The 22815-nt window shown below is 59.2% G+C and carries 20 protein-coding genes and 1 pseudogene; 19 read left to right on the top strand and 2 right to left on the bottom strand.

The features are described from left to right. Positions 1–191: 191 nt before the first annotated feature. The 14 genes from T424_RS0103680 to T424_RS0103615 all read left to right on the top strand — a co-directional run bounded on the left by T424_RS0103680 (position 192) and on the right by T424_RS0103615 (position 13425). Positions 192–887, top strand: a complete 696-nt coding sequence (locus T424_RS0103680; RefSeq protein ID WP_027486524.1) for a hypothetical protein — start codon at positions 192–194, stop codon at positions 885–887. A gap of 10 nt (positions 888–897) precedes the next feature. Next, positions 898–1746, top strand: coding sequence for a VOC family protein (locus T424_RS0103675; protein ID WP_027486523.1), 849 nt, complete (start codon positions 898–900; stop codon positions 1744–1746). Further along, positions 1743–2588, top strand: coding sequence for a 3-deoxy-8-phosphooctulonate synthase (gene kdsA / locus T424_RS0103670; RefSeq protein WP_027486522.1), 846 nt, complete (start codon positions 1743–1745; stop codon positions 2586–2588). Before T424_RS0103675 ends, kdsA begins: the two co-directional genes overlap by 4 nt. A 181-nt stretch (positions 2589–2769) precedes the next feature. After that, positions 2770–4044: a phosphopyruvate hydratase gene (gene eno, locus T424_RS0103665; RefSeq protein WP_027486521.1), complete on the top strand. Its 1275-nt coding sequence runs from the start codon at positions 2770–2772 to the stop codon at positions 4042–4044. A 308-nt stretch (positions 4045–4352) separates the two neighbouring features. Continuing rightward, positions 4353–4664 carry an FtsB family cell division protein gene (locus T424_RS0103660; protein WP_027486520.1) on the top strand — a complete coding sequence of 104 codons (312 nt, stop codon included), beginning with the start codon at positions 4353–4355 and terminating at the stop codon, positions 4662–4664. Positions 4665–4890: 226 nt separating this feature from the next. After that, positions 4891–5931: a pyruvate dehydrogenase (acetyl-transferring) E1 component subunit alpha gene (pdhA, locus tag T424_RS0103655; RefSeq protein WP_027486519.1), complete on the top strand. Its 1041-nt coding sequence runs from the start codon at positions 4891–4893 to the stop codon at positions 5929–5931. A gap of 21 nt (positions 5932–5952) precedes the next feature. Further along, the gene (locus T424_RS0103650) at positions 5953–7368 is read left to right on the top strand and encodes a pyruvate dehydrogenase complex E1 component subunit beta (RefSeq protein WP_027486518.1); all 1416 of its coding nucleotides are present in this window, start codon (positions 5953–5955) and stop codon (positions 7366–7368) included. Between the two features lie 272 nt (positions 7369–7640). Next, positions 7641–8969, top strand: a complete 1329-nt coding sequence (locus tag T424_RS0103645) for a pyruvate dehydrogenase complex dihydrolipoamide acetyltransferase (RefSeq protein ID WP_027486517.1) — start codon at positions 7641–7643, stop codon at positions 8967–8969. Positions 8970–9029: 60 nt separating this feature from the next. Continuing rightward, entirely contained in the window at positions 9030–9668 is a 639-nt protein-coding gene (locus T424_RS0103640) for an SGNH/GDSL hydrolase family protein (RefSeq protein WP_027486516.1), read from the top strand. A gap of 88 nt (positions 9669–9756) precedes the next feature. Continuing rightward, positions 9757–10023, top strand: a complete 267-nt coding sequence (locus tag T424_RS0103635) for a YdcH family protein (RefSeq protein ID WP_027486515.1) — start codon at positions 9757–9759, stop codon at positions 10021–10023. Between the two features lie 76 nt (positions 10024–10099). Further along, a complete protein-coding gene (gene lpdA, locus T424_RS0103630) occupies positions 10100–11545 on the top strand; it encodes a dihydrolipoyl dehydrogenase (RefSeq protein ID WP_027486514.1) in 1446 nt (481 codons plus the stop codon). Positions 11546–11610: 65 nt separating this feature from the next. Next, positions 11611–11859, top strand: coding sequence for a GlsB/YeaQ/YmgE family stress response membrane protein (locus T424_RS0103625; protein WP_027486513.1), 249 nt, complete (start codon positions 11611–11613; stop codon positions 11857–11859). 38 nt (positions 11860–11897) lie between these two features. After that, positions 11898–12863 (top strand): lipoyl synthase, encoded by a 966-nt coding sequence (lipA, locus tag T424_RS0103620; protein WP_027486512.1) that lies wholly within the window; start codon positions 11898–11900, stop codon positions 12861–12863. A 106-nt stretch (positions 12864–12969) separates the two neighbouring features. Further along, positions 12970–13425: a type II toxin-antitoxin system RatA family toxin gene (locus tag T424_RS0103615; RefSeq protein WP_027486511.1), complete on the top strand. Its 456-nt coding sequence runs from the start codon at positions 12970–12972 to the stop codon at positions 13423–13425. Between the two features lie 29 nt (positions 13426–13454). On the opposite strand, the gene T424_RS0103610 is transcribed toward T424_RS0103615, so the two are convergent. Both T424_RS0103610 and T424_RS0103605 read right to left on the bottom strand, forming a co-directional pair. Continuing rightward, entirely contained in the window at positions 13455–13952 is a 498-nt protein-coding gene (locus tag T424_RS0103610; RefSeq protein WP_027486510.1) for a CinA family protein, read from the bottom strand. Then, the gene (locus T424_RS0103605; protein ID WP_051558776.1) at positions 13949–15166 is read right to left on the bottom strand and encodes a bifunctional 2-C-methyl-D-erythritol 4-phosphate cytidylyltransferase/2-C-methyl-D-erythritol 2,4-cyclodiphosphate synthase; all 1218 of its coding nucleotides are present in this window, start codon (positions 15164–15166) and stop codon (positions 13949–13951) included. Before T424_RS0103605 ends, T424_RS0103610 begins: the two co-directional genes overlap by 4 nt. Before the next feature lie 179 nt (positions 15167–15345). On the opposite strand from T424_RS0103605, the pseudogene dusB reads away from it, so the two are divergent. The 5 genes and pseudogenes from dusB to ntrX all read left to right on the top strand — a co-directional run bounded on the left by dusB (position 15346) and on the right by ntrX (position 22780). Beyond that, positions 15346–16333 (top strand): annotated as a pseudogene (gene dusB, locus T424_RS0103600) (tRNA dihydrouridine synthase DusB). Then, entirely contained in the window at positions 16330–17478 is a 1149-nt protein-coding gene (locus T424_RS0103595; RefSeq protein WP_027486507.1) for a two-component system sensor histidine kinase NtrB, read from the top strand. Before dusB ends, T424_RS0103595 begins: the two are co-directional and overlap by 4 nt. After that, positions 17475–18926, top strand: coding sequence for a nitrogen regulation protein NR(I) (ntrC, locus tag T424_RS0103590; RefSeq protein WP_027486506.1), 1452 nt, complete (start codon positions 17475–17477; stop codon positions 18924–18926). The genes T424_RS0103595 and ntrC overlap by 4 nt, the downstream gene beginning before the upstream one ends. Before the next feature lie 256 nt (positions 18927–19182). Further along, entirely contained in the window at positions 19183–21426 is a 2244-nt protein-coding gene (locus T424_RS0103585) for a sensor histidine kinase NtrY-like (RefSeq protein WP_407921375.1), read from the top strand. Then, the gene (gene ntrX, locus T424_RS0103580) at positions 21416–22780 is read left to right on the top strand and encodes a nitrogen assimilation response regulator NtrX (protein ID WP_027486504.1); all 1365 of its coding nucleotides are present in this window, start codon (positions 21416–21418) and stop codon (positions 22778–22780) included. The genes T424_RS0103585 and ntrX overlap by 11 nt, the downstream gene beginning before the upstream one ends. The last annotated feature ends 35 nt before the right edge of the window (positions 22781–22815 follow it).

The following is a 22815-nucleotide window of genomic DNA, read 5'->3' as shown; positions in this document are numbered from 1 at the left end:
TTCGCTCCGGTCGGATTATGCTTTATGCGGCAAGCAGTCTCCCTTTTTCGCCGCCTGCAAGGCACGATGCCTCCGAGATCCGGTGGGGCACTTCAGCCAAATTTCGGCCTGCCGTGGAACGGTCATGAATGTCGCTCAATCTCGAATTGGTGGCTGCGGAGGTTGATTCCCTCATTCCTCAAGGAGTATTCATGCGTTCCATCCTGATTTCCCTGCCTTTACTGGTGAGTTCGATGATTTTACCTGTCGCGGGGCATACGGAAGAAATCCCCGTCTGGCCGGACACGGCCATCGTGCGCCTTCAGGCGCAAGCCCTGTTGCAAGACCTCAACGCCCGGCTTTTGAGCCATGACAGCGCCACGCTGACGCTTGACCACTGGTGTGAGCGCCATGATCTGGCGCGAGGCGAAAAGGTGGTGGCCGAACGCATGAGAGACATCGACAAGCCGGCGTCTGAGGATGTCCGGGCTGCCTTGAAGGTTTCGGACGGGGAAAGGGTGAATTACCGCCGCGTTCGCCTCAAATGCGGCGCACATGTGCTGTCGGAGGCCGATAACTGGTATGTTCCCGGACGTCTGACGGCGGATATGAACACCGCGCTCGATACCACCGATGCCGCCTTCGGGCGGGTGGTGCAGCCCCTGCATTTCCAGCGTCACACAATCAGCGCCGAATTGTTGTGGTGGCCCATGCCGGAGGCCTGGGAAATGGGCGCGCCCGTGGAAACCGGCCCTGATCCGCTCCATATACCGGAAGAGGTTCTGCAACATCGGGCCTTGCTTTCGTTGCCGGATGCCACGCCCATCAGTCTTGTGGTGGAAACCTATACGAGGCAGGTTCTTGCTTTTCCCCTGCCGAAAATCGCTGATCAAAAGCCGCGCCAGTGAAGGAGAAAGCATGTCAGACGGAAAGCCCTGTCCGCTCGATCATCTCGTCATGCCGGTGGCCGATCTGGCGGTTGCCCGGCGCCGCATGAGCCAGCTTGGCTTTACGGTGGCCGCGGATGCCACCCATCCTTTCGGAACGGCCAATGCCTGTATATTCCTGGCTGACAAGACCTATCTCGAACCCTTGGTGGTGGCCGATCCTGCCATGGCCGAGGCGGCAATCGGAGACGGAAATGTATTCGTGGCCCGCGACCGGCTGTTTCGCAAAACCGCTGAGGAGGGGCTTTCGGCAATCGTGGCGCTGACGCCAGATGCCGAGATGGATCATCAGGCCTTTCTTGCCGCCGATATATCCGGCGGCAGGGTACTGGAGTTTGGCCGCGTCATGCGCCTTCCCGATGGCGCGGAAATGGAGGCACGCTTCCGGCTGGCCTTTGCGACCCATCCTGATGTGGGGCGGCTTTTCCTGTTTGGCTGCCAGCGTCTTCAGCCCTTGCCTTCCGACAGGGGCAGCCTGGAAGCCCATGCCAATAGCGTGACGGGATTGAAGCAAGTGACGTTGCAAGCCGATGATCCGGCCCGTTTCGCAGGCTGGTTCGAGCTGGTATTCGGCGCGACGAGCCACCATGAGGGCGAAAATATCGTCATCCAGACCGCAAATCGGCCCATTCGCATCGAAAGGAAGACAAATGAACTGCTATGCGCCAGGTCCATCGCTTTTTCGGTCGCCGATCTGGAGGTGACAGCAGAGGTGCTGGCTGCTAATGGCGTAGCCTATCAAAGAAGGCCGAGCGGGCTTTCTGTTATGGCGGCGCCCGGACAGGGCCTGAGCTTCGAATTCGAGGAGAATGATGGATGACTGAACCCAATGCCATCGTAACCGTAGGCACCGGTGATCGGACCGTTTCCTTCAGCAACAGCCAGCGCTTTTCGCTGATATGCGGCCCCTGCCAGATGGAAAGCCGGGAACATGCCTTCATGATGGCCGGTTCCATCAAGGAAATCTGCGACCGGCTGGGAATCGGCCTCGTCTATAAATCCTCCTTCGACAAGGCAAACCGCACCTCGCTGAAAGGCGGACGCGGCATCGGCATCGACAAGGGGCTGGAAATTTTTGCCGATCTTAAAAAGGAATTCGGCTTTCCGGTGCTCACCGATATTCACACCGAAGAGCAATGCGCGATCGTGGCGGAAGTGGTGGATGTGCTGCAAATTCCAGCCTTCCTCTGCCGCCAGACCGACCTTCTCGTGGCTGCCGCCAAAACCGGCCGCGCCATCAACGTCAAGAAGGGCCAGTTCCTCGCGCCTTGGGATATGAAGAACGTGATGGAGAAGCTCACGCTTTCCGGCAATCCCAATGTCATGCTGTGCGAGCGGGGCGCATCCTTCGGATACAACACGCTTGTCTCCGACATGCGCTCGCTGCCGATCATGGCGGGCTTGGGCGCGCCGGTGATCTTCGACGCCACCCATTCCGTGCAGCAGCCGGGCGGGCAGGGTGGCTCTTCCGGCGGGCAGCGCGAATTCGTGGAAACGCTGGCGCGCGCCGCCGTGGCGGTGGGGGTTGCGGGCCTCTTCATCGAATCGCATCAGGATCCCGATACCGCTCCCTCCGATGGGCCGAACATGGTCTATCTGGACAAGCTGGAGGCGCTTCTGGAGAAATTGATGGCCTTCGACGCCATCAGCAAGGCGGCTTGAGGCCGTTATAACCGATTTATCCCGGCGCTCAGGTGAAGAAAGCGGATTAAATCGATTAGCTTTCGCCCCGGCGCCGCGCAAACCGTCATTGTAATTTTGGTTTCATCGGATAAGACAGGAACCCGAAGGGCGGCGTTGCCGCCTGACCGGGCCTTGGCCTTTCATTCAGCAGGGAGCGAACATGACTGCCATTACCGATATCATCGGCCGTGAAATTATCGATAGCCGCGGCAATCCTACCGTCGAGGTCGATGTCTACCTTGAAGACGGCAGCATGGGCCGCGCGGCGGTTCCCTCGGGTGCATCCACCGGCGCGCATGAAGCCGTGGAACTGCGCGATGGCGGCAAGCGCTTTCTCGGCAAGGGCGTGGAAAAGGCCGTAGAGGCCGTAAACGGCGAAATTTTCGATGCCATCGGCGGTCATGACGCTGAAAACCAGATCCAGATCGACAACATCATGCGCGAGCTGGATGGCACGCCCAACAAGTCGCGTCTGGGTGCAAACGCCATTCTCGGTGTTTCGCTTGCCGTTGCCAAGGCTGCGGCCGAAGCCTCCGGCCTGCCGCTTTACCGCTATGTCGGCGGCCCGAACGCCCGCGTCCTGCCGGTGCCGATGATGAACATCATCAATGGCGGCGCCCACGCCGATAATCCGATCGACTTCCAGGAATTCATGATCATGCCGGTGGGCGCGGAAAACATTCGCGAAGCCGTGCGCATGGGATCGGAGGTTTTCCACACCCTCAAGAAGGAACTGGCTGCCCAGGGCCACAACACCAATGTCGGCGACGAAGGCGGTTTTGCTCCGGGTCTGGAAAGCGCGCCTGCCGCTCTCGACTTCATCATGAAGTCCATCGAAAAGGCTGGCTACCGTCCGGGCGAGGACATGTATCTGGCGCTGGACTGCGCCTCGACCGAGTTCTTCAAGGACGGAAAATACGTGCTGGAAGGCGAAGGCCGCACGCTGGAGCCGGAAGCCATGGCCGAATATCTGGCTGAACTGGCTGGCCGCTATCCGATCATCTCCATCGAAGACGGCATGGCCGAGGACGATTGGGATGGCTGGAAGTCGCTGACCGACAAGATCGGCTCCAAGGTTCAGCTCGTCGGCGACGACCTGTTCGTCACCAATTCCGCCCGCCTGCGCGATGGTATCCGCATGGGCGTTGCCAACTCCATTCTCGTGAAGGTCAACCAGATCGGTTCGCTGTCCGAGACGCTGGACGCCGTGGAAACCGCCCACAAGGCGCGCTACACTGCCGTCATGTCGCACCGCTCCGGCGAGACGGAAGATTCGACCATTGCCGATCTCGCCGTTGCCACCAATTGCGGACAGATCAAGACCGGTTCGCTTGCCCGTTCCGACCGGCTCGCCAAGTACAACCAGCTTATCCGTATCGAGGAAATGCTGGGTATGCAGGCCGCCTATGCAGGCAGCTCCATCCTGAAGGGGTGAGGCTGAGCGGGCCAGGCCCGTTTCTACCGAACTGAATGCAAAACTGCCGCGATCCTCAGAGCGGCCCATCGTTTCCCGGAAACGATGGGCCGCTCTAACTTTTTGTTTTAACGCATTTTCGGCCAGAAAACCGGTTTCCACTTTTCCTGAACATGCTGTTGCATCGCGGCGGTTTTTTAATGACTGTGCCCCATGGTCAACGAACGGTTAAGAGTTCCATCCTAAGCTTGTCCAAAAGGGGAATCATTTCCCTGTTGCGGCGGCCCATGCAGGCGTGCCGGAAGTCAAGCGTACAAGGTTGCCCGGGCATGTGGACTCGCCATCACAAGAACAGAAAATTCGGCCGTCTGATTCTGCCCGCCATCACTGTCGCCTTCATTGGCTATTTCGGTTATCATTGCGTGCATGGCGATTATGGCCTGCGCGCTGGCGAGCGTTTCGATAAATTGCGACAGGACCGCAACGCCGAGCTCGCCGATCTCGTCAAGAAGCGCAAGGCCATCGAAAAGCAGGTGGAATTGTTGAGCGACGGTTCGCTTGAGCGCGACATGATCGATGAAAAGGCGCGTTATCAGCTTAATATGTCGAGGCCGGATGAGATCGTGATCTTCAACCGGTGATGACTCGCGTGTTTTCATTGCTGCGCTTGCACCTGAAATGCTGCACTGCACCCCCTCAAAATCACGGGTAGATTGAATTAACCGAAAGCCGGTTAATATTAAAAAAATCCTGTATTTCTCTATGTTTATGGCGAATAGAAGTCATGCATTTAATGCATTGCGACTTTCGGCGTTCTTGCATATGGTGTTGCGCAATCAAGAACCCTAGCAAGTCAGGGAGGGATGAATGGCGCCGCGCACCACCGCGACCGCTTCCGGTCGCAAGGCAAAGCCAGCCAAGGGCAATTTTTCGCAGGGAGCTATCGCAGAACTCGATCGCGACGAAGAGCTCAAGGCCTATCGCGAAATGCTGCTGATCCGCCGCTTTGAAGAGAAGGCCGGCCAGCTCTACGGCATGGGCTTCATCGGCGGCTTCTGTCACCTTTACATCGGGCAGGAAGCTGTCGTTGTCGGTATGCAGATGGCGCTGAAGGAAGGTGATCAGGTCATTACCGGCTATCGTGACCACGGTCACATGCTGGCCTGCGGCATGAGTGCGCGCGGCGTCATGGCCGAGTTGACGGGCCGCCGTGGCGGCTTGTCCAAGGGCAAGGGCGGCTCCATGCACATGTTCTCGAAAGAGAAGCATTTCTATGGCGGTCACGGCATCGTCGGCGCCCAGGTTTCGCTTGGCACAGGTCTGGCCTTCGCCAACAAGTATCGCGGCAATGACAACGTGTCGCTCGCCTATTTCGGCGATGGCGCGGCCAACCAGGGTCAGGTTTACGAGAGCTTCAACATGGCTCGCCTGTGGAACCTGCCGGTGATCTACATCATCGAAAACAACCGTTACGCCATGGGCACGGCGGTTTCGCGCGCTTCCGCGCAGACCGATTTCTCCCAGCGCGGCGTATCCTTCAATATCCCCGGCATCCAGGTGGATGGCATGGATGTTCGCGCCGTGAAGGCTGCGGCCGATTACGCGGTGGAGCATTGCCGCTCCGGCATGGGTCCGATCATTCTGGAAATGATGACCTATCGTTATCGCGGTCACTCCATGTCCGACCCGGCCAAGTATCGCTCCAAGGATGAAGTCCAGAAGATGCGCTCCGAGCAGGACCCGATCGAACAGGTGAAAAACCGTCTGATCGAACTCAACTGGGCAACCGAAGACGACCTGAAGCAGATCGACAAGGATGTGCGCGACATCGTAGCTGACAGTGCCGATTTCGCCCAGACCGATCCGGAGCCGGATGTATCCGAGCTCTACACCGATATTCTGCTCTAAGGCGAAAGGGAGGGTTAGCCCATGCCAGTCGATATTCTCATGCCCGCCCTTTCTCCGACCATGGAGGAAGGCACGCTTTCCAAGTGGCTCAAGCAGGAAGGCGACAGCGTAAAGTCCGGCGACGTGATTGCCGAAATCGAAACCGACAAGGCGACCATGGAAGTGGAAGCCGTGGATGAAGGCGTGATCGGCAAGCTGCTGGTTGAAGCCGGTACGCCGAACGTCAAGGTCAATACGGTCATTGCCGTGCTGTTGCAGGATGGCGAAAGTGCTGATGCGGTTGCAGCCGCCCCCAAGGCGGCGGACGCCGACACGCCCGCCGCAACCGCGGATGCAGCCGGTGGAAAGGCGCGCGAATCCGCTGCCGAGCCATCTTCCGCTGCCGACAACACCAAGGTGCCTGCCGCTCCGAAGGTGGAAGCTGCCGCTGATCCGGCCATTCCCGCAGGCACTGAAATGGTGACGATGACGGTGCGTGAAGCGCTGCGCGAAGCCATGGCCGAGGAAATGCGCGCCAGCCCCGATGTTTTCATCATGGGTGAGGAAGTTGCCGAATATCAGGGCGCCTACAAGATCACGCAGGGCCTGTTGCAGGAATTCGGCCCGCAGCGCGTCATCGATACGCCGATCACCGAGCATGGTTTTGCCGGTATCGCCGTTGGTGCGGCCATGACGGGTCTGCGTCCCATCGTCGAGTTCATGACCTTCAACTTTGCCATGCAGGCGATTGACCAGATCATCAACTCCGCCGCCAAGACGCTCTATATGTCCGGTGGTCAGATGGGTGCGCCCATGGTGTTCCGCGGCCCGAACGGTGCGGCTGCCCGCGTTGCCGCCCAGCACAGCCAGGATTACGGCGCATGGTACAGCCACATTCCCGGCCTCAAGGTCATCCAGCCTTATACGGCTGCCGATGCCAAGGGCTTGCTGAAGGCCGCCATCCGCGATCCGAACCCGGTGATCTTCCTTGAAAACGAAATCCTTTACGGTCAGTCGTTCGAAGTGCCGAAGCTCGATGATTTCGTTCTGCCGATTGGCAAGGCGCGCATCCACAAGGCGGGCAAGGACGTCACCATGGTGTCCTGGGGCATTGGCATGACCTATGCCGTCAAGGCTGTGGAAGAGCTGACCGCCGCCGGTATCGATGTGGAGCTGATCGACCTGCGCACGCTGCGCCCGATGGATCTGCCGACCGTGATTGAATCCGTCAAGAAGACGGGCCGTCTGGTGACGGTCGAGGAAGGCTTCCCGCAGTCCTCCGTCGGCGATTTCATCGCCAACACCATCCAGCGCGAAGCCTTCGATTATCTCGATGCGCCGGTCATCACCATCGCTGGCAAGGACGTGCCGATGCCTTATGCGGCCAACCTCGAGAAGCTCGCTCTGCCGAATGTCGGCGAAGTGGTCCAGGCCGTCAAAGCCGTCTGCTACAAGTAAGGGATCTTGGTATGAAAGCTGAGATAACTCTTTACGATAGTCTTAAAGTATCCGAGATGGTTATTTTAAGTTCATGTTCTGCTGACTTTGAAATCGAGACCGTAATGCGGTGCCTTCAATCAACTGCTCTTAAGCCATACGAAGTTAAAGAGTGTTTTGACGGCGTGCGTAGCGAATTAGTTATAACTAAGTCTTCTAATCAAAACGGAAGCAGAACGTTTACATGTGGTAGCAATACACATGTGATAGCAAACGTATGGGAGGATTGAAAAATGCCGATCAATATTACAATGCCGGCCCTTTCTCCCACCATGGAAGAAGGCAATCTGGCCAAGTGGCTGGTCAAGGAAGGCGATACGGTCAAGTCCGGCGATGTGATCGCCGAGATCGAAACCGACAAGGCGACCATGGAAGTGGAAGCCGTGGATGAGGGCGTCGTGGCGAAGCTCGTCGTGCCTGCTGGTACGGCGAGTGTCAAAGTCAATTCGCTCATCGCCATTCTGGCCGCTGAAGGCGAAGACGTTGCCGCCGCCGCTGCCGGTGGTGCTTCTGCCGCGCCTGCCAAGGCCGACGCGCCCAAGGAAGCTCCAAAGGCCGAGGCCCCTGCCGCCAAGGCCGAAGCACCGGCTGCGGCACCTGCTTCGCAAGCGGCACCGTCCGCTTCGGGCGAGCGTGTTTTCTCCTCGCCGCTGGCGCGCCGTCTTGCCAAGGATGCCGGTCTTGATCTCAAGGCCATTTCCGGCACCGGCCCCAAGGGCCGCGTGGTAAAAAGCGACGTCGAGAAGGCTGTTGCCGGTGGTGGTGCAAAAGCCGCTGCCGCACCGGCTGCGGCTGTCGCTCCTGCCGCTGCCCTTGCCAAGGGGCCGTCGGAGGAATCCGTTCTCAAGCTGTTCGAGCCTGGCTCTTACGAGCTTGTGCCGCATGACGGTATGCGCAAGACGATTGCCAAGCGCTTGCAGGAGTCCAAGCAGACCATTCCGCATTTCTACGTCACCGTGGATTGCGAACTGGATGCGCTGCTTGCGCTTCGCGCCCAGCTGAATGCGGCAGCGCCTGAAAAGGATGGCAAGCCTGCCTATAAGCTCTCGGTGAACGACATGGTCATCAAGGCCATGGCGCTGGCGCTGCGCGATGTGCCGGATGCCAACGTATCCTGGACGGATACGAATATGGTCAAGCACAAGCATGTGGATGTGGGCGTTGCCGTGTCCATTCCGGGCGGCTTGATTACCCCGATCATCCGCAAGGCCGAGACGAAATCGCTTTCTGCCATCTCCAACGAGATGAAGGATTTCGGCAAGCGCGCCAAGGAACGCAAGCTGAAGCCCGAGGAATATCAGGGCGGCACCACGGCGGTTTCCAACATGGGCATGATGGGCGTCAAGCACTTTGCAGCCGTCGTCAACCCGCCGCACTCCACCATTCTCGCCGTTGGCGCGGGCGAAGAGCGGGTCGTGGTGAGACAAGGCGAGATGAAGGTGGCCAATGTCATGACGGTGACGCTTTCCACTGACCATCGCTCCGTCGATGGCGCTCTGGGAGCCGAACTGATCGGTGCCTTCAAGCGCTATATCGAAAACCCGATGGGTATGCTGGTCTGACGAGATGAAGGAGAGGTGGCTGTCGCTGCCTCTCCGCTCGTTTCAGAATGTGGGGCGCGCATGAAAACCGTTCTTGCCTATGGAGACAGCCTGACCTGGGGTTACGATCCGGTCAATCTCGGTCGCCATGCCCATGAGGATCGATGGACCAGCGTGCTGCAAAAGGCGCTTGGCCACGGTGTCCGGGTTATCGCCGAAGGCCTGAACGGGCGCACCACCGCCTATGACGACTACCTTGCCGATTGCGAGCGCAATGGCGTGAAGGTGTTGCCGACAATCCTGGCAACACACAAGCCCATCGATCTCGTCATCATCATGCTTGGCACGAATGACCTTAAACGCGGCATTCAAGGCACGGCGGATGGCGCGGTGCAGGGCATGAAACGGTTGGTGCGTCAGGTGCAGACCCATGACTGGGGTTTCGATTTCGACGGCCCGGATGTCTTGATCGTCTCACCGCCGCCGATTTGCGAAACGGCCCACCCGATGTTTGGCGCCATGTTCAACCGCTCCGTTGAGGAAGGCGCCATGATGGCCAGCCTGTACCGGGATGCAGCGGATGAGCTGGGATGCAGTTTCTTCGATGCGGGCTCCGTGGCGAAAACCACGCCGCTCGATGGAATTCATCTCGATGCGGACAATACCCGCGCCATCGGGCGTGGGCTGGAGCCGGTGGTCCGGATGATGCTTGGTCTGTGAGGGGCTGGCGTCGCCGGGTTGATCGGGATCAAAGATTAATGAGCCGGGGTGTCTAAGCTGATCTTGTTACCTGAGAGGGAGAAAGATCATGGCCCATACACCTCATGAACTGGCAGAGGAATTTCCGGAATTCACGCCTCTGATGCGGCATCTCAAGGAGACGGACGGTCATTTTGCCCGTTTGTTCGACGCCTATCATGAGACGAACCGGCAGGTTCATCGTGCTGAAGCCAATATCGAGCCGCTCAGCGACTTCCACATGGAAGACCTGCGCAAGAAGCGGATGCGGCTCAAGGACGAAATCTACGGGATGCTGGTTCGTCACGAGCCGGAAGCCGAGACACCGGCGGTTTGAGCCGGACGCGCTTCCAATCCCGTTACGGGCAGTTCCGAAGGGACTGCCTCAAGGAAACCGAGGAGTGGAAGCGCCCATGTCGAATGCTTATGACGTCATCATCATCGGCTCCGGTCCGGGGGGCTATGTCACGGCCATCCGGTCTGCCCAGCTTGGCCTGAAGACTGCCATTGTCGAGCGCGAACATCTTGGCGGTATCTGCCTCAACTGGGGCTGCATTCCCACCAAGGCGCTGCTGCGCTCGGCGGAAATCCTCGACCACGCCAATCATGCCAAGAGCTTCGGCCTGACGCTCGAAGGCAAGATGACTGCGGATGTCAAAGAGGTCGTGGCCCGCTCGCGCGGGGTCTCTGCGCGTCTCACGGGTGGCGTTGCCTTCCTCATGAAGAAGAACAAGGTCGATGTGATCTGGGGAGAGGCGAAGCTGACCAAGGCGAACGAAATCGTCGTCAGCAAATCGTCAAAACCCGTTGTCGAGCCGCAAAACCCCGTTCCGAAGGGTGTGCTGGGCGAGGGAACCTATAGCGCAAAGCATATTATCGTCGCCACGGGTGCGCGGCCGCGCGCGCTGCCCGGTATCGAGCCGGATGGCAAGCTGATCTGGACCTATTTCGAGGCGATGAAGCCGGACTTCATGCCCAAATCGCTGGTCGTCATGGGGTCCGGTGCCATTGGTATCGAATTTGCCTCCTTCTATCGGTCGATGGGTGTTGACGTCACAGTGGTTGAAGTCATGTCGCAGATCATGCCGGTGGAGGATGCGGAAATCTCCGCCTTCGCCCGCAAGCAGCTTGAAAAGCGCGGTTTGAAAATCATTACCGAAGCCAAGGTCGCCAAGGTTGAAAAGGGTGCCAATTCCATTACCGCCCATGTTGAAACCAAGGACGGCAAGGTGAACCAGATCACCGCCGACCGCCTGATTTCGGCTGTTGGCGTGCAGGGTAATATCGAAAATCTCGGCCTGGAAGCGCTCGGCGTGAAGACCGATCGCGGCTGCATCGTCATTGATGGCTATGGCAAGACCAATGTACCGGGTCTTTATGCCATCGGCGACGTCGCCGGTCCGCCAATGCTGGCCCATAAGGCGGAACATGAAGGTGTCATCTGCATCGAAAAAATCGCTGGCGTTCCCGGTGTGCATCCGATGGAAAAAAGCAAGATTCCCGGCTGCACCTATTGCAACCCGCAGGTCGCCTCGGTGGGCTTGACGGAAGCAAAGGCAAAGGCGGAGGGCCGCGATATTCGCGTTGGCCGCTTCTCCTTCGGAGCGAATGGCAAGGCCATCGCGTTGGGCGAAGATCAGGGCATGGTCAAGGTGATTTTCGACAAGAAGAGCGGTGAGTTGATCGGTGCGCATATGGTCGGCGCGGAAGTCACCGAACTCATTCAGGGCTTTGTGGTGGCCATGAACCTCGAAACCACCGAGGAAGAACTGATGCACACCATCTTCCCGCATCCGACACTTTCGGAAATGATGAAGGAAGCCGTTCTCGATGCCTATGGCAAAGTCCTGAACGCCTGACATTGCTCCGGCAGGCCCGGCCCATTATATAGGGCCGGGTAAGGGCTTCAGACGAGGGTGTCGGAATGGAAAATGTCGGCTGGCTTACGGCCATTTTCGTTGGCGGGTTTGCCGGATGGCTTGCCGGCAAGCTCATGGATATGCGCTTCGGCATCTTCATGAATATCGTCATCGGCATTGTCGGGTCGGTGATTGCCAACGCCATCCTGCGGCGTTTCGACATCTTTGTGGCGGGTGACTGGCTCGGCTACCTGATCACCAGTTTCATCGGCGGCTGCATTCTGCTGTTCTTTGCGAAACTGGTTCGGAAATAAAGTTTTTGAAGGCCGCGCTAAGCGGCAGAGGTAGTGCGATGGTCACGATTCTGGATAGAACCCAACCAACGGAAAAGCGCGTCCGGCACCCGGAAAAGGCTCACAAGCCCGATACGGAAGTGCTGCGCAAGCCGGAATGGATCCGGGTCAAGGCGCCGGTATCCAAGGGCTATCAGGAAACCCGCGAACTCGTGCGCTCGCACAAGCTGGTGACAGTGTGCGAAGAGGCTGGCTGTCCAAATATCGGCGAATGCTGGGACAAGAAGCACGCCACATTCATGATCATGGGTGAAATCTGCACCCGTGCCTGCGCTTTCTGCAATGTCGCCACCGGCAAGCCGAACCCACTGGATATGGATGAGCCTGCCAATGTGGCCAAGGCCGTCAAGCAGATGGGTCTTTCCCATGTCGTCATTACCTCGGTGGACCGTGACGATCTGGCCGATGGCGGTGCGGAGCATTTCGAAAAGGTCATCTGGGCCATCCGAGACGCCTCGCCGCAAACGACCATCGAAATCCTGACGCCGGACTTCCTGAAAAAGCCCGGCGCGCTGGAACGGGTCGTGGCGGCCAAGCCGGATGTGTTCAATCACAACATGGAAACCGTGCCCGGCAATTACCTCACGGTTCGTCCGGGGGCGCGTTATTTCCACTCCATCCGGCTTTTGCAGCGGGTCAAGGAACTGGATCCCACCATGTTCACCAAGTCCGGCATCATGGTGGGCCTTGGTGAGGAGCGAAACGAAGTGCTGCAATTGATGGATGATCTTCGCACGGCAGACGTGGATTTTCTCACCATCGGCCAATACCTCCAGCCCACCCGCAAGCATCACAAGGTCGAGCGATTCGTCACGCCGGAAGAGTTCAAGTCCTATGAGGATATTGCCTATACCAAGGGTTTCCTCATGGTTTCCTCCAGCCCGTTGACGCGGTCCTCGCACCATGCGGGCGAGGACTTTGCGCGGCTGAAGGCCAATCGGGAGAAATTGCTGGCGGCAGGCTGACCCGCCGCCGCTTTCATGCCTTCCGCCACCGATAGAAATTGTGAAATCGCAGGGAGAAAAAGCCGGGCTCCTTGATATCCCGGCTTTCCCGTCTTAAGTCCCCATCATGCCCAAGTTCGAAACCCGCCGCATCGTCAATCACTCCCCGCAGCGCATGTATGATCTTGTTGCGGATGTGGAGAGCTATCCGCAATTTCTGCCGCTTTGCGAGGAATTGTCCATTCAGTCCCGCAAGGAGCGTGACGGCAAGACCCTGCTGATTGCGCATATGACCGTGGGTTACAAAGCGATCCGGGAAACCTTCACCACGCAGGTTTTGCTCAATCCTGGCGAAAAGGCCATCGATGTGAAATATATCGAAGGGCCGTTCCGCTATCTGGATAATCGCTGGCGGTTCGAGGATGCGGGCGAGGGCAAGTGTGCCGTGGTGTTCTTCATCGATTACGAGTTCAAGAACATGATCCTCGGCGCGCTGATGGGGTCAATGTTTGATCGTGCCTTCCGCATGTTTGCGGAAGCCTTTGAAGCTCGGGCCGATAAGATTTTCAGCGCCCGGAGCTAGATCATCGTTTGATGCTGTTCGGATGACGCTCAAGGCGTCACCTCTAACAGCATTTCAATTGCCGTTCTGACGGTGGAAAGGCGCACGGCCTCCCGGCCGCAATCTCCATAATGCATTTGTCTGTGCAGCATCATGCCGTTGCGGTTGATGGCGGCAAGATGCACAAGGCCCACCGGCTTTTCCGGTGTTCCCCCGCCCGGACCGGCAATGCCGGTGACAGCAACCGAAACATTGGCGCCAGAGCGCAAAAGCGCGCCCTGTGCCATGGCCATGGCCGTTTGCCGCGATACGGCGCCATGGGTGGAAAGCGTCAGTTCCGGCACGCCGAGCATATCCGTCTTCGCCTGATTGGCATAAGTGATATAGCCGCAGAGGACAACGGCGGAAGAGCCGGCAATATCCGTCAATGCCCCGGCAATCAGCCCGCCCGTGCAGGATTCCGCCGTGGCAAGCGTCAGCCCCGCAGCCGCAAGACGGGTGACAAGTCCCTTTGCGGAAGCCTCTATGTCAGCTGGAAAAAGGCTCATTCCTGCCTCGCCTGATAAACCACCGTTGCTGTCGCAATGGCTGCAATGCCTTCCCGACGACCGATAAAGCCTATCTTTTCATTGGTCGTTGCCTTTACCGAGCAGCGGTCGAGCGAAATGCCGAGAATTTCCGCGAGCTTTTCGCGCATGGCCTGCCGATGCGGCCCGATCTTCGGCGCTTCGGCAATCAGCGATATATCGGCATTCATGATGGTGCCGCCCGCCTTGCGCACGATGCCTGCCGCGTGTTCCAGGAAGATGCGCGAAGCTGCGCCGCGCCATTGCGGATCGGAAGGCGGAAAATGATCGCCAATGTCACCGGCGCCGCAGGTGGCGAGCAAGGCATCGGTCAGCGCATGAAGCGCCACATCGGCATCGGAATGGCCCTTGAGAGATTGGTCATGCGGGATGAAGATGCCGCAAAGCGTGACACCATTGCCGGGCTCCAACTGGTGAACGTCGTAACCGTTTCCGGTGCGAACATCCGGCAGGGGGGTGGATATGCGGGCATCGGCCATTTCAATATCTCTTTTCAACGTCAGTTTTACGTTATCCGGCGCGCCTTCGACGAGAGTGACCGCAAGGCCTGCAAATTCGGCAATGGCGGCGTCATCGGTAAAGTCCTCCCGGCCCGCAGCGGCGGCGGCCTCGTGGGCTGAGAGGATTGCGGCAAAATCGAAGCTTTGCGGCGTTTGTGCCGCGTAAAGCCGTTCTCTTGAAACCGTGTCGATCACACGGGCGTCACCATTGGCGCGTTTCAGCGTGTCCGTTACCGGCATTGCGGGCAAAATGGCGCGCGCCCCGGCGTGAAAGGCGGCGATGATGCGCTCCAGCAGGCTCAAGTCGAAAAACGGGCGCACCGCATCATGGATCATGACAAGATCAGGCTGGTTTGCGCTGGCTGCCCGCAAACCGTGCAGAACCGATTGCTGCCGCGTGCGGCCGCCTTCAACAACGACCACGTCCTGCGCAAGCAAACCGCTTTCGGCCAGCGCGGTTTGGAAATAGCCGTGGTCATCGGGATGAATCACCGCAATGAGTTGCGCCTGCGGCAGAAAGCGGCGAAATTTTTCAAGCGTGTGAGCAATGACCGGCTTGCCGCCAATCCGTCTGTATTGCTTGGGCCCTTCGGCGGAAATGCCTGCCCGCTCGCCGCGTCCGGCTGCGACAATCACAACCGCGATTGACCTGACCCCATGCCTGCCTTTATGCACGCTTTCATTCCATTTTTCATGAACACGGTCCTGCTCTAGACCGGCCCCCAAAGTTTTTCCAGCATATGCCCGAAAAATTGTCGATATGAGTGGCAAGGCACCTTGGCAAGACGGGATTTCATGTCTAAAAATCGGGCAAAATATCAACTTGCCTGAAAGATAGACATCTTGTCATCTCCATGCCTGGATCAAGCCTTCAGCATTGGCGGGGTTGCCATTCGCAACCGGGTGGTGCTTGCGCCCATGTCCGGGGTCACTGATCTTCCCTTTCGGCAACTTGCGTTTCGCTATGGCGCTGGGCTGGTCGTCACGGAAATGGTGGCCAGCCGGGAATTGGTGTTCAACGCGGCCGAAAGCTGGTCGCGCCTGAAGGGGGCTGGTCTTGATCCGCACATGGTTCAGCTTGCCGGTCGCGAACCCCGCTGGATTGCCGAGGCTGCCCGCATTGCCGAGGCCAATGGTGCCGACATTATCGACATCAACATGGGCTGTCCCGCCAAGAAGGTGATTGGCGGCTATGCCGGTTCGGCGCTGATGCGCGAACCGGAAACCGCGCTTGCCATTATCGATGCCACGGTAAAGGCGGTGAACGTGCCAGTCACCGTCAAGATGCGGCTCGGCTGGGATGACCAGTCGAAGAACGCGCCGGAGTTGGCGAAGGCCGCCGAGGGGCTTGGGGTTGCAGCGATTACCGTGCATGGCCGCACCCGTATGCAGTTTTACGAAGGGCGTGCCGATTGGGATGCGATTGCCGCCGTGCGCGATGCCATTCGCATTCCGCTGATTGCCAATGGCGATGTGGAAAGCCGCGACGATGCCCTTGAGATCCTGCGCCGTTCGGGTGCCGATGCCGTGATGCTTGGCCGAGCCTGCCAGGGCCGCCCGTGGCATGTGGGCGTGGTGGCTGGTCATGCTGCGCCAGCGCCCGCGTCAATCCCCGTCATTGCCGAGGAACATTACCGGATGATGCTGGAGCATTATGGCGCCGAGGTTGCGGTGCGTCATGCGCGCAAGCATGTCGCCTGGTATCTGGAGCGCCATGGCGCAAAACTGGATGACGCGCAAAGGGCGGCAATCATGACATCCAAGGATCCTGAATTCGTTGCGGTCCGCCTTCGTCAGGCGCTGTCGCAAGCGTTGGAAAGCCAGTGCGAGGAGGCAGCATGAGCAAGAGTGAGCCGGGCGGAACCGGCGGCAATGCCCTGCCCATGGCGGTGCTGAACGCCATTCAGAACCCCGTGGTCATGGTGGATGCAAACGGTTTCGTCGCTTTTGCCAATTGGGAGGCGGAAGCCTTTTTCGGTGCAAGCGCCAGCCATTTGTCGCGCTACAAGATCAACACGTTCATTCCTTTCGGCAGTCCACTGCTGTCGCTGATCGATCAGGTGCGCGAGCGTCTGGCGCCGGTCAATGAATATCGGGTGGATCTCAGTTCGCCGCGTCTGGGGCAGGAGAAGCTGGTGGATCTTTATGTGGCGCCTGTGGTCAGCGAGCCGGGGGCAGTGGTGGTTGTGTTCCAGGAACGCTCCATGGCCGACAAGATCGACCGTCAGCTCACCCATCGGGCCGCCGCCCGCTCCGTCACCGGCCTTGCTTCCATGCTGGCGCATGAAATCAAGAACCCGCTTTCAGGCATTCGCGGGGCGGCGCAATTGCTGGAAAGCTCGGTTCCCGATGAGGACCGGGCGCTCACCCGGCTGATCTGCGATGAGACGGACCGTATCGTCCAGCTCGTCGATCGCATGGAGGTGTTTTCGGATGAACGCCCCGTGGATCGGACCTCCATCAATATTCACTCGGTTCTCGACCACGTGAAAGCGGTGGCGCAGGCGGGCTTTGCGCGGCGACTGAAAATCACCGAAAGCTACGATCCCTCGCTGCCGCCGGTCTTTGCCAATCGCGACCAGCTTGTACAGGTCTTTCTCAATCTCGTGAAGAATGCCGCCGAAGCCGTGGGCGACAGGCCGGATGGCGAAATCCAGTTGACCACGGCCTATCGTCCGGGCATCCGGCTTTCGGTGGCAGGTGCGCGGGAAAAGATTTCCCTGCCGCTGGAATTCTGCGTGCATGACAATGGGCCGGGCGTGCCGCAGGATCTGCTTCCCCATCTCTTCGACCCCTTCATCACCACCAAGACCAATGGCTCAGGCCTTGGTCTTGCGCTGGTGGCCAAGATTATCGGTGGCCATGGCGGCATTGTCGAATGCGACAGTCAGGGCAGCCGCACCACATTCCGCGTTCTCATGCCCGTTTCCAAGGAAATGCCGGTTGAGGATGCGCCCACAGCGAAATCCACGGGACTTTCCAGATGAGCGCCACGATTCTTGTTGCCGATGACGATGCCGCAATCCGCACCGTTCTCAACCAGGCCTTGAGCCGTGCGGGCTATGATGTCCGCATTACCTCGAATGCCGCAACCCTCTGGCGCTGGATTTCGGCAGGCGAGGGCGATCTGGTGGTCACGGATGTGGTCATGCCGGATGAAAACGCCTTCGACCTTCTGCCGCGCATCAAGAAGGCCCGGCCCGATCTGCCGGTGCTGGTCATGAGCGCGCAGAACACCTTCATGACGGCCATTCGCGCTTCGGAAAAGGGCGCTTACGATTACCTTCCCAAGCCTTTCGACCTCACCGAACTCATCGCCATCATCGGCCGGGCGCTGTCGGAGCCGAAGAAAAAGCCCGCCCGCCTCGATGACGACATGCAGGACGGTATGCCGCTGGTGGGCCGCTCCGCTGCCATGCAGGAAATCTACCGGGTTCTTGCGCGCCTCATGCAGACCGACCTGACGCTGATGATTACCGGCGAATCTGGAACCGGCAAGGAGCTGGTAGCCAAGGCGCTGCATGATTACGGCAAGCGTCGCAACGGTCCCTTCGTGGCCATCAACATGGCTGCCATTCCGCGCGACCTGATCGAATCGGAATTGTTCGGTCATGAAAAGGGGGCGTTTACGGGTGCGCAAACCCGCTCGACGGGGCGTTTCGAGCAGGCCGAGGGCGGCACGCTCTTCCTCGATGAAATCGGTGACATGCCGATGGACGCGCAAACCCGCCTGCTGCGCGTGCTGCAACAGGGTGAATACACCACTGTCGGCGGGCGTACGCCCATTCGCACCGATGTGCGCATCGTGGCGGCCACCAACAAGGATCTCAAGCAATCTATCAATCAGGGCTTGTTCCGTGAGGATCTTTACTACCGCCTCAATGTGGTGCCGCTGCGTCTGCCGCCTTTGCGCGACCGAGCGGAGGATATTCCCGACCTCGTGCGCCATTTCATCCAGCAGGGGGAGAAGGAAGGGCTCGACGCCAAGCGGTTCGATCAGGAGGCGCTGGAATTGATGAAGGCCTATGCCTGGCCGGGTAACGTGCGCGAACTGGAAAATCTCGTGCGAAGGCTGATGGCGCTTTATCCGCAGGATGTCATCAGCCGCGAAATCATCGAGCAGGAATTGCGCTCCGATGTTTCCGACAGCCCGATTGCCAAGGTGGGCACGGCCGGAGGCAGCATGACCATTGCCCAGGCGGTGGAAGAAAACATGCGGACCTATTTCTCCAGCTTCGGCGATAATCTGCCGCCGCCCGGTCTTTACGACCGTGTGCTGACGGAAATGGAGTATCCCCTGATTCTCGCCGCACTCACCGCCACCCGCGGCAACCAGATCAAGGCGGCGGATCTGCTTGGCCTTAACCGCAATACCCTGCGCAAGAAGATCAGGGAACTGGGGGTATCCGTCTATCGCAGCTCCCGCGGCGCTTGACTTGTTGATGTTAACCGTTGCAATTTCGCCACAATGCGTTGCTCAATAGCAACGTTATGCGCGTAATGCGCCTCTTGCCTGAGAGGCGTAATGGCGAAGGCCAGCACACAGGGCCGAAATGTGGGAACCGGATTTCGGAGCAATTCGATACCGGACGAAGGCCGGACCATAGAGCAGATGGTTTGGCCGGCAAACGGGGGAAGGCGCATGGCCGCAGCCATGTGAACGGCAGATGATGAGCCGAAAGGCGATCTACATGGATGAGGCAGCAGCGCTTATCCAGGACAAGCGCTCTTCCTTTACCTGGCAGGGGCTCGCTCTGGCGGGCGGCGCGTTTGCCTGCGCCGTCTTTACTCTGCCGGTTCTGCTGGGGCTGACGCCCATTGCACCCACGTCGAACGTTCTTTTCGCCTCTGCGGCGGTGAACTCGCTGTTTGTTCTCGGGCTGATGTTCCTGATCGGGCGTGAGGTCAGCCGGCTGGTCAAGGCGCGTCACCGGGGCCGGGCGGCGGCGCGGCTGCATGTGCGTATCGTGGGGCTGTTTTCCATCGTGGCGATCACGCCTGCCATTCTGGTGGCGATCTTTGCCAGCATCACGCTGAATGTCGGTCTGGATCGATGGTTTTCGCTGCGCACGCAATCCATCGTCAGTTCATCCATGAATGTCGCGCAGGCCTATATGCTGGAAAATGCCAGCTATCTTCAGGGCCAGACCATTTCCATGGCCAGCGACCTTGAACGCAACCGCCCGCTTTATTTTCTCGACCGTGGCGGCTTCGTGGATCTCATGACGCGCCAGGCGCGGTTGCGCGGCCTTCTCGGCGCTTTTCTCGTGCGGGCGGATGGAACGGCGCTGGTGCAGGCCAATATCCCGACCGAAAAGCCGCTTCCCGCCATTCCCAAAGATGCGCTGGACAAGGCGGCCGCTGGCCAACCGACCCTTATCCCGCCGGGCGTGACCAATCTGGTTGGCGCCATCGTCAAGCTGGATTCCATCAGCGGCGCCTTTCTTTACACCGTTCGCGCCGTCGATCCGAAGGTGATGGATGCGATGCGCGAGATGGAAGACAATACCGCCGAATACAAATCGATGGAGGCGGGCCGAACCTCGCTGCAATTTGCCTTTGCCATTCTTTATCTCGGCTTTGCGCTGATCGTGCTTCTGGCCTCCATCTGGACCGCAATTGCCGTTGCCGACCGTATTGTCCGGCCGATCCGCCTGCTGATTTCGGCCGCCGACAATGTCGCTTCCGGCAATATGAATGTCGTGGTGCCGGTGAGAACCGCCGATGGCGACGTGGGCAGCCTGTCGCGAACCTTCAACAAGATGATTTCGCAGATCAGAACCCAGCGTGATGAAATTCTCGAAGCCAAGGATGAAGTCGATGACCGGCGCCGCTTCATCGAGGCGGTGCTTTCCGGGGTGACGGCGGCGGTGATCGGCGTGGAGGACGATGGAAGCATTACCATCGTCAATTCCTCTGCCGCACTTTTCCTGGCCCGCAGCGAAGAAGAGCTGATCGGCCAGCATCTCGAAACGGTAACGCCGGAAATCAATGCGGTTTTTGCCGAAGCCGCCCTTCGTCATCGGGGCGATCTGCGCAAGCAGGTCAACCTGATCCGGGGCGGCAAGGAGCGCACGCTTTCGGTGCAGGTCACGCGGGAGGAAGCCCGCAGCGGTACGGATTCCTACGTTATCACGCTGGATGACATTACCGATCTGGTGATTGCGCAGCGCTCCACCGCCTGGGCCGACGTGGCGCGCCGTATTGCCCATGAAATCAAGAACCCGCTCACGCCGATCCAGCTTTCCGCCGAGCGTCTCAAACGCCGCTATGGCCGCCAGATCGCCGAAGACGACCGGGCGGTTTTCGATAAATGCACCGACACCATCGTCCGGCAGGTGGAAGATATTGGCCGCATGGTGGATGAGTTCTCGTCTTTCGCGCGGATGCCAAAGCCCACCAAGCAGCCCGGCGACCTGCGCGATATTCTCAAGGATGCGGTTTTCCTGCGGGAAATGGGGCATACGGAATGTAGCTTCATCCGCGATGTGGGCGAAGAGCCGCTGGAAGGTTCATTCGATAGCCGGATGCTGGCGCAGGCCTTCGGCAATCTCATCAAGAATGCCGTGGAGGCGATCGAGGCGGTCCCATCCGATCTGCCCGCCCTGCCGGGCAGGGTCTGGGTGAGGGCGCGCGAGGATGAAAGCCGCGATGTGTTCGTGGTCGATATCATCGATAACGGCAAGGGTCTGCCGGTGGAGAACCGTCACCGCATTCTCGAACCTTACATGACGATGCGCGAAAAGGGCACCGGCCTCGGTCTCGCCATCGTCAAGAAGATCATTGAAGAACATGGCGGACAGCTTGAGCTGCATGACGCGCCAGCGGAGTTCGATGGGGGGCGCGGCGCGATGATCCGCGTTGTTCTGCCCCGCAGCCCCGCCGCCGTTCTTTCCGCTGAAGCACATGACAAGGAAGCAGCCCATGGCGTCTGATATTCTGGTTGTTGACGACGAAGAAGACATTCGCGATATCGTCTCGGGCATTCTCAGCGACGAGGGCCACGAGACCCGTACCGCCCACGACGCAGACAGCGCGCTGGCGGCCATTTCCGATCGTGTGCCGCGGCTGATTTTCCTGGACATCTGGATGCAGGGCAGCCGTCTGGACGGGCTTGCGCTGCTCGATGAAATCCGCACACGTCATCCCGAACTGCCGGTGGTAATGATTTCAGGCCATGGTAATATCGAAACCGCCGTGTCAGCCATCAAGCGCGGCGCTTTCGACTTTATCGAAAAGCCGTTCAAGGCCGATCGCCTGATTCTGATCGCGGAGCGGGCGCTCGAGAATTCCAAGCTGAAGCGCGAGGTTTCCGAACTCAAGCGCCGCACGGGTGATTCGAGCGAGCTGATCGGCACCTCCGTCGCCGTCTCGCAACTGCGCCAGACCATCGAAAAGGTATCGCCCACCAATAGCCGCATCATGATTGTCGGCCCCTCCGGTTCAGGCAAGGAACTTGTGGCCCGAATGATCCACAAGCGTTCCAGCCGGGCTGGCGGGCCGTTCGTCAGCCTCAACGCCGCCGCCATTACCCCTGACCGCATGGAGGTGGCGCTGTTCGGCACCGAGGGCAGCCCCGGCCAGCCGCGCCGCATCGGTGCGCTGGAGGAGGCCCATCGCGGCATACTCTATCTCGATGAAGTCGGCGAGATGCCGCGGGAAACGCAGAACAAGATCCTGCGCGTGCTGGTGGATCAGCAGTTCGAGCGGGTCGGCGGTTCCAAGCGCGTGAAGGTGGATGTGCGCATCATTTCCTCCAGCGCCTATAATCTTGAAAGCATGATTGCCGAGGGGCGCTTCCGGGAGGATCTTTTCCACCGGCTGGCCGTGGTGCCGGTGCGGGTGCCGGCGCTTGCCGAAAGGCGGGAGGACATTCCCTTTCTGGTGGACATGTTCGTCCGCCATATCTGCGATCAGCAGGGCATTCGCCCGCGCAAGATCGGCGAGGACGCCATGGCCGTGCTTCAGGCCCATGACTGGCCGGGCAATATCCGCCAGTTGCGCAACAATATCGAGCGCCTGCTGATTCTTGCGCAAAACGACGGGCAGGATCAGCCGATTACCGCCGATATGCTGCCGAACGACCTGGGCGAGATGCTGCCCAAGGTATCCGGCAAGAGCGATTACCAGATCATGACGCTACCCTTGCGGGAAGCGCGGGAAATGTTCGAGCGCGATTATCTCATCGCCCAGATCAACCGCTTTGGCGGCAATATCTCCCGAACGGCGGAATTCGTGGGGATGGAGCGCTCGGCCCTGCACCGCAAACTGAAATCCCTGGGTGTCTGATTTCGGGACCGAAATTGGCTGACAAGGGCAGGTTT

The sequence above is a fragment of the Allorhizobium undicola ORS 992 = ATCC 700741 genome (genome assembly GCF_000621665.1).
Taxonomy (GTDB): domain Bacteria; phylum Pseudomonadota; class Alphaproteobacteria; order Rhizobiales; family Rhizobiaceae; genus Allorhizobium; species Allorhizobium undicola.
Note: the sequence above shows the minus strand (reverse complement) of the source record. Positions and strands in the feature narration are given on the sequence as shown.

Bases quoted from the DNA above. Each gene is read 5' to 3' on its own strand.
- ntrC (WP_027486506.1), top strand. From the start codon at position 17,475: ATGAGCGCCACGATTCTTGTTGCCGATGACGATGCCGCAATCCGCACC.
- T424_RS0103625 (WP_027486513.1), top strand. From the start codon at position 11,611: ATGGAAAATGTCGGCTGGCTTACGGCCATTTTCGTTGGCGGGTTTGCC.
- T424_RS0103645 (WP_027486517.1), top strand. From the start codon at position 7,641: ATGCCGATCAATATTACAATGCCGGCCCTTTCTCCCACCATGGAAGAA.
- kdsA (WP_027486522.1), top strand. From the start codon at position 1,743: ATGACTGAACCCAATGCCATCGTAACCGTAGGCACCGGTGATCGGACC.
- lipA (WP_027486512.1), top strand. From the start codon at position 11,898: ATGGTCACGATTCTGGATAGAACCCAACCAACGGAAAAGCGCGTCCGG.
- T424_RS0103650 (WP_027486518.1), top strand. From the start codon at position 5,953: ATGCCAGTCGATATTCTCATGCCCGCCCTTTCTCCGACCATGGAGGAA.
- T424_RS0103615 (WP_027486511.1), top strand. From the start codon at position 12,970: ATGCCCAAGTTCGAAACCCGCCGCATCGTCAATCACTCCCCGCAGCGC.
- lpdA (WP_027486514.1), top strand. From the start codon at position 10,100: ATGTCGAATGCTTATGACGTCATCATCATCGGCTCCGGTCCGGGGGGC.
- T424_RS0103595 (WP_027486507.1), top strand. From the start codon at position 16,330: ATGAGCAAGAGTGAGCCGGGCGGAACCGGCGGCAATGCCCTGCCCATG.
- pdhA (WP_027486519.1), top strand. From the start codon at position 4,891: ATGGCGCCGCGCACCACCGCGACCGCTTCCGGTCGCAAGGCAAAGCCA.
- T424_RS0103610 (WP_027486510.1), bottom strand. From the start codon at position 13,952: ATGAGCCTTTTTCCAGCTGACATAGAGGCTTCCGCAAAGGGACTTGTC.
- T424_RS0103640 (WP_027486516.1), top strand. From the start codon at position 9,030: ATGAAAACCGTTCTTGCCTATGGAGACAGCCTGACCTGGGGTTACGAT.
- eno (WP_027486521.1), top strand. From the start codon at position 2,770: ATGACTGCCATTACCGATATCATCGGCCGTGAAATTATCGATAGCCGC.
- T424_RS0103585 (WP_407921375.1), top strand. From the start codon at position 19,183: ATGGATGAGGCAGCAGCGCTTATCCAGGACAAGCGCTCTTCCTTTACC.
- T424_RS0103680 (WP_027486524.1), top strand. From the start codon at position 192: ATGCGTTCCATCCTGATTTCCCTGCCTTTACTGGTGAGTTCGATGATT.
- T424_RS0103675 (WP_027486523.1), top strand. From the start codon at position 898: ATGTCAGACGGAAAGCCCTGTCCGCTCGATCATCTCGTCATGCCGGTG.
- T424_RS0103635 (WP_027486515.1), top strand. From the start codon at position 9,757: ATGGCCCATACACCTCATGAACTGGCAGAGGAATTTCCGGAATTCACG.
- ntrX (WP_027486504.1), top strand. From the start codon at position 21,416: ATGGCGTCTGATATTCTGGTTGTTGACGACGAAGAAGACATTCGCGAT.
- T424_RS0103660 (WP_027486520.1), top strand. From the start codon at position 4,353: ATGTGGACTCGCCATCACAAGAACAGAAAATTCGGCCGTCTGATTCTG.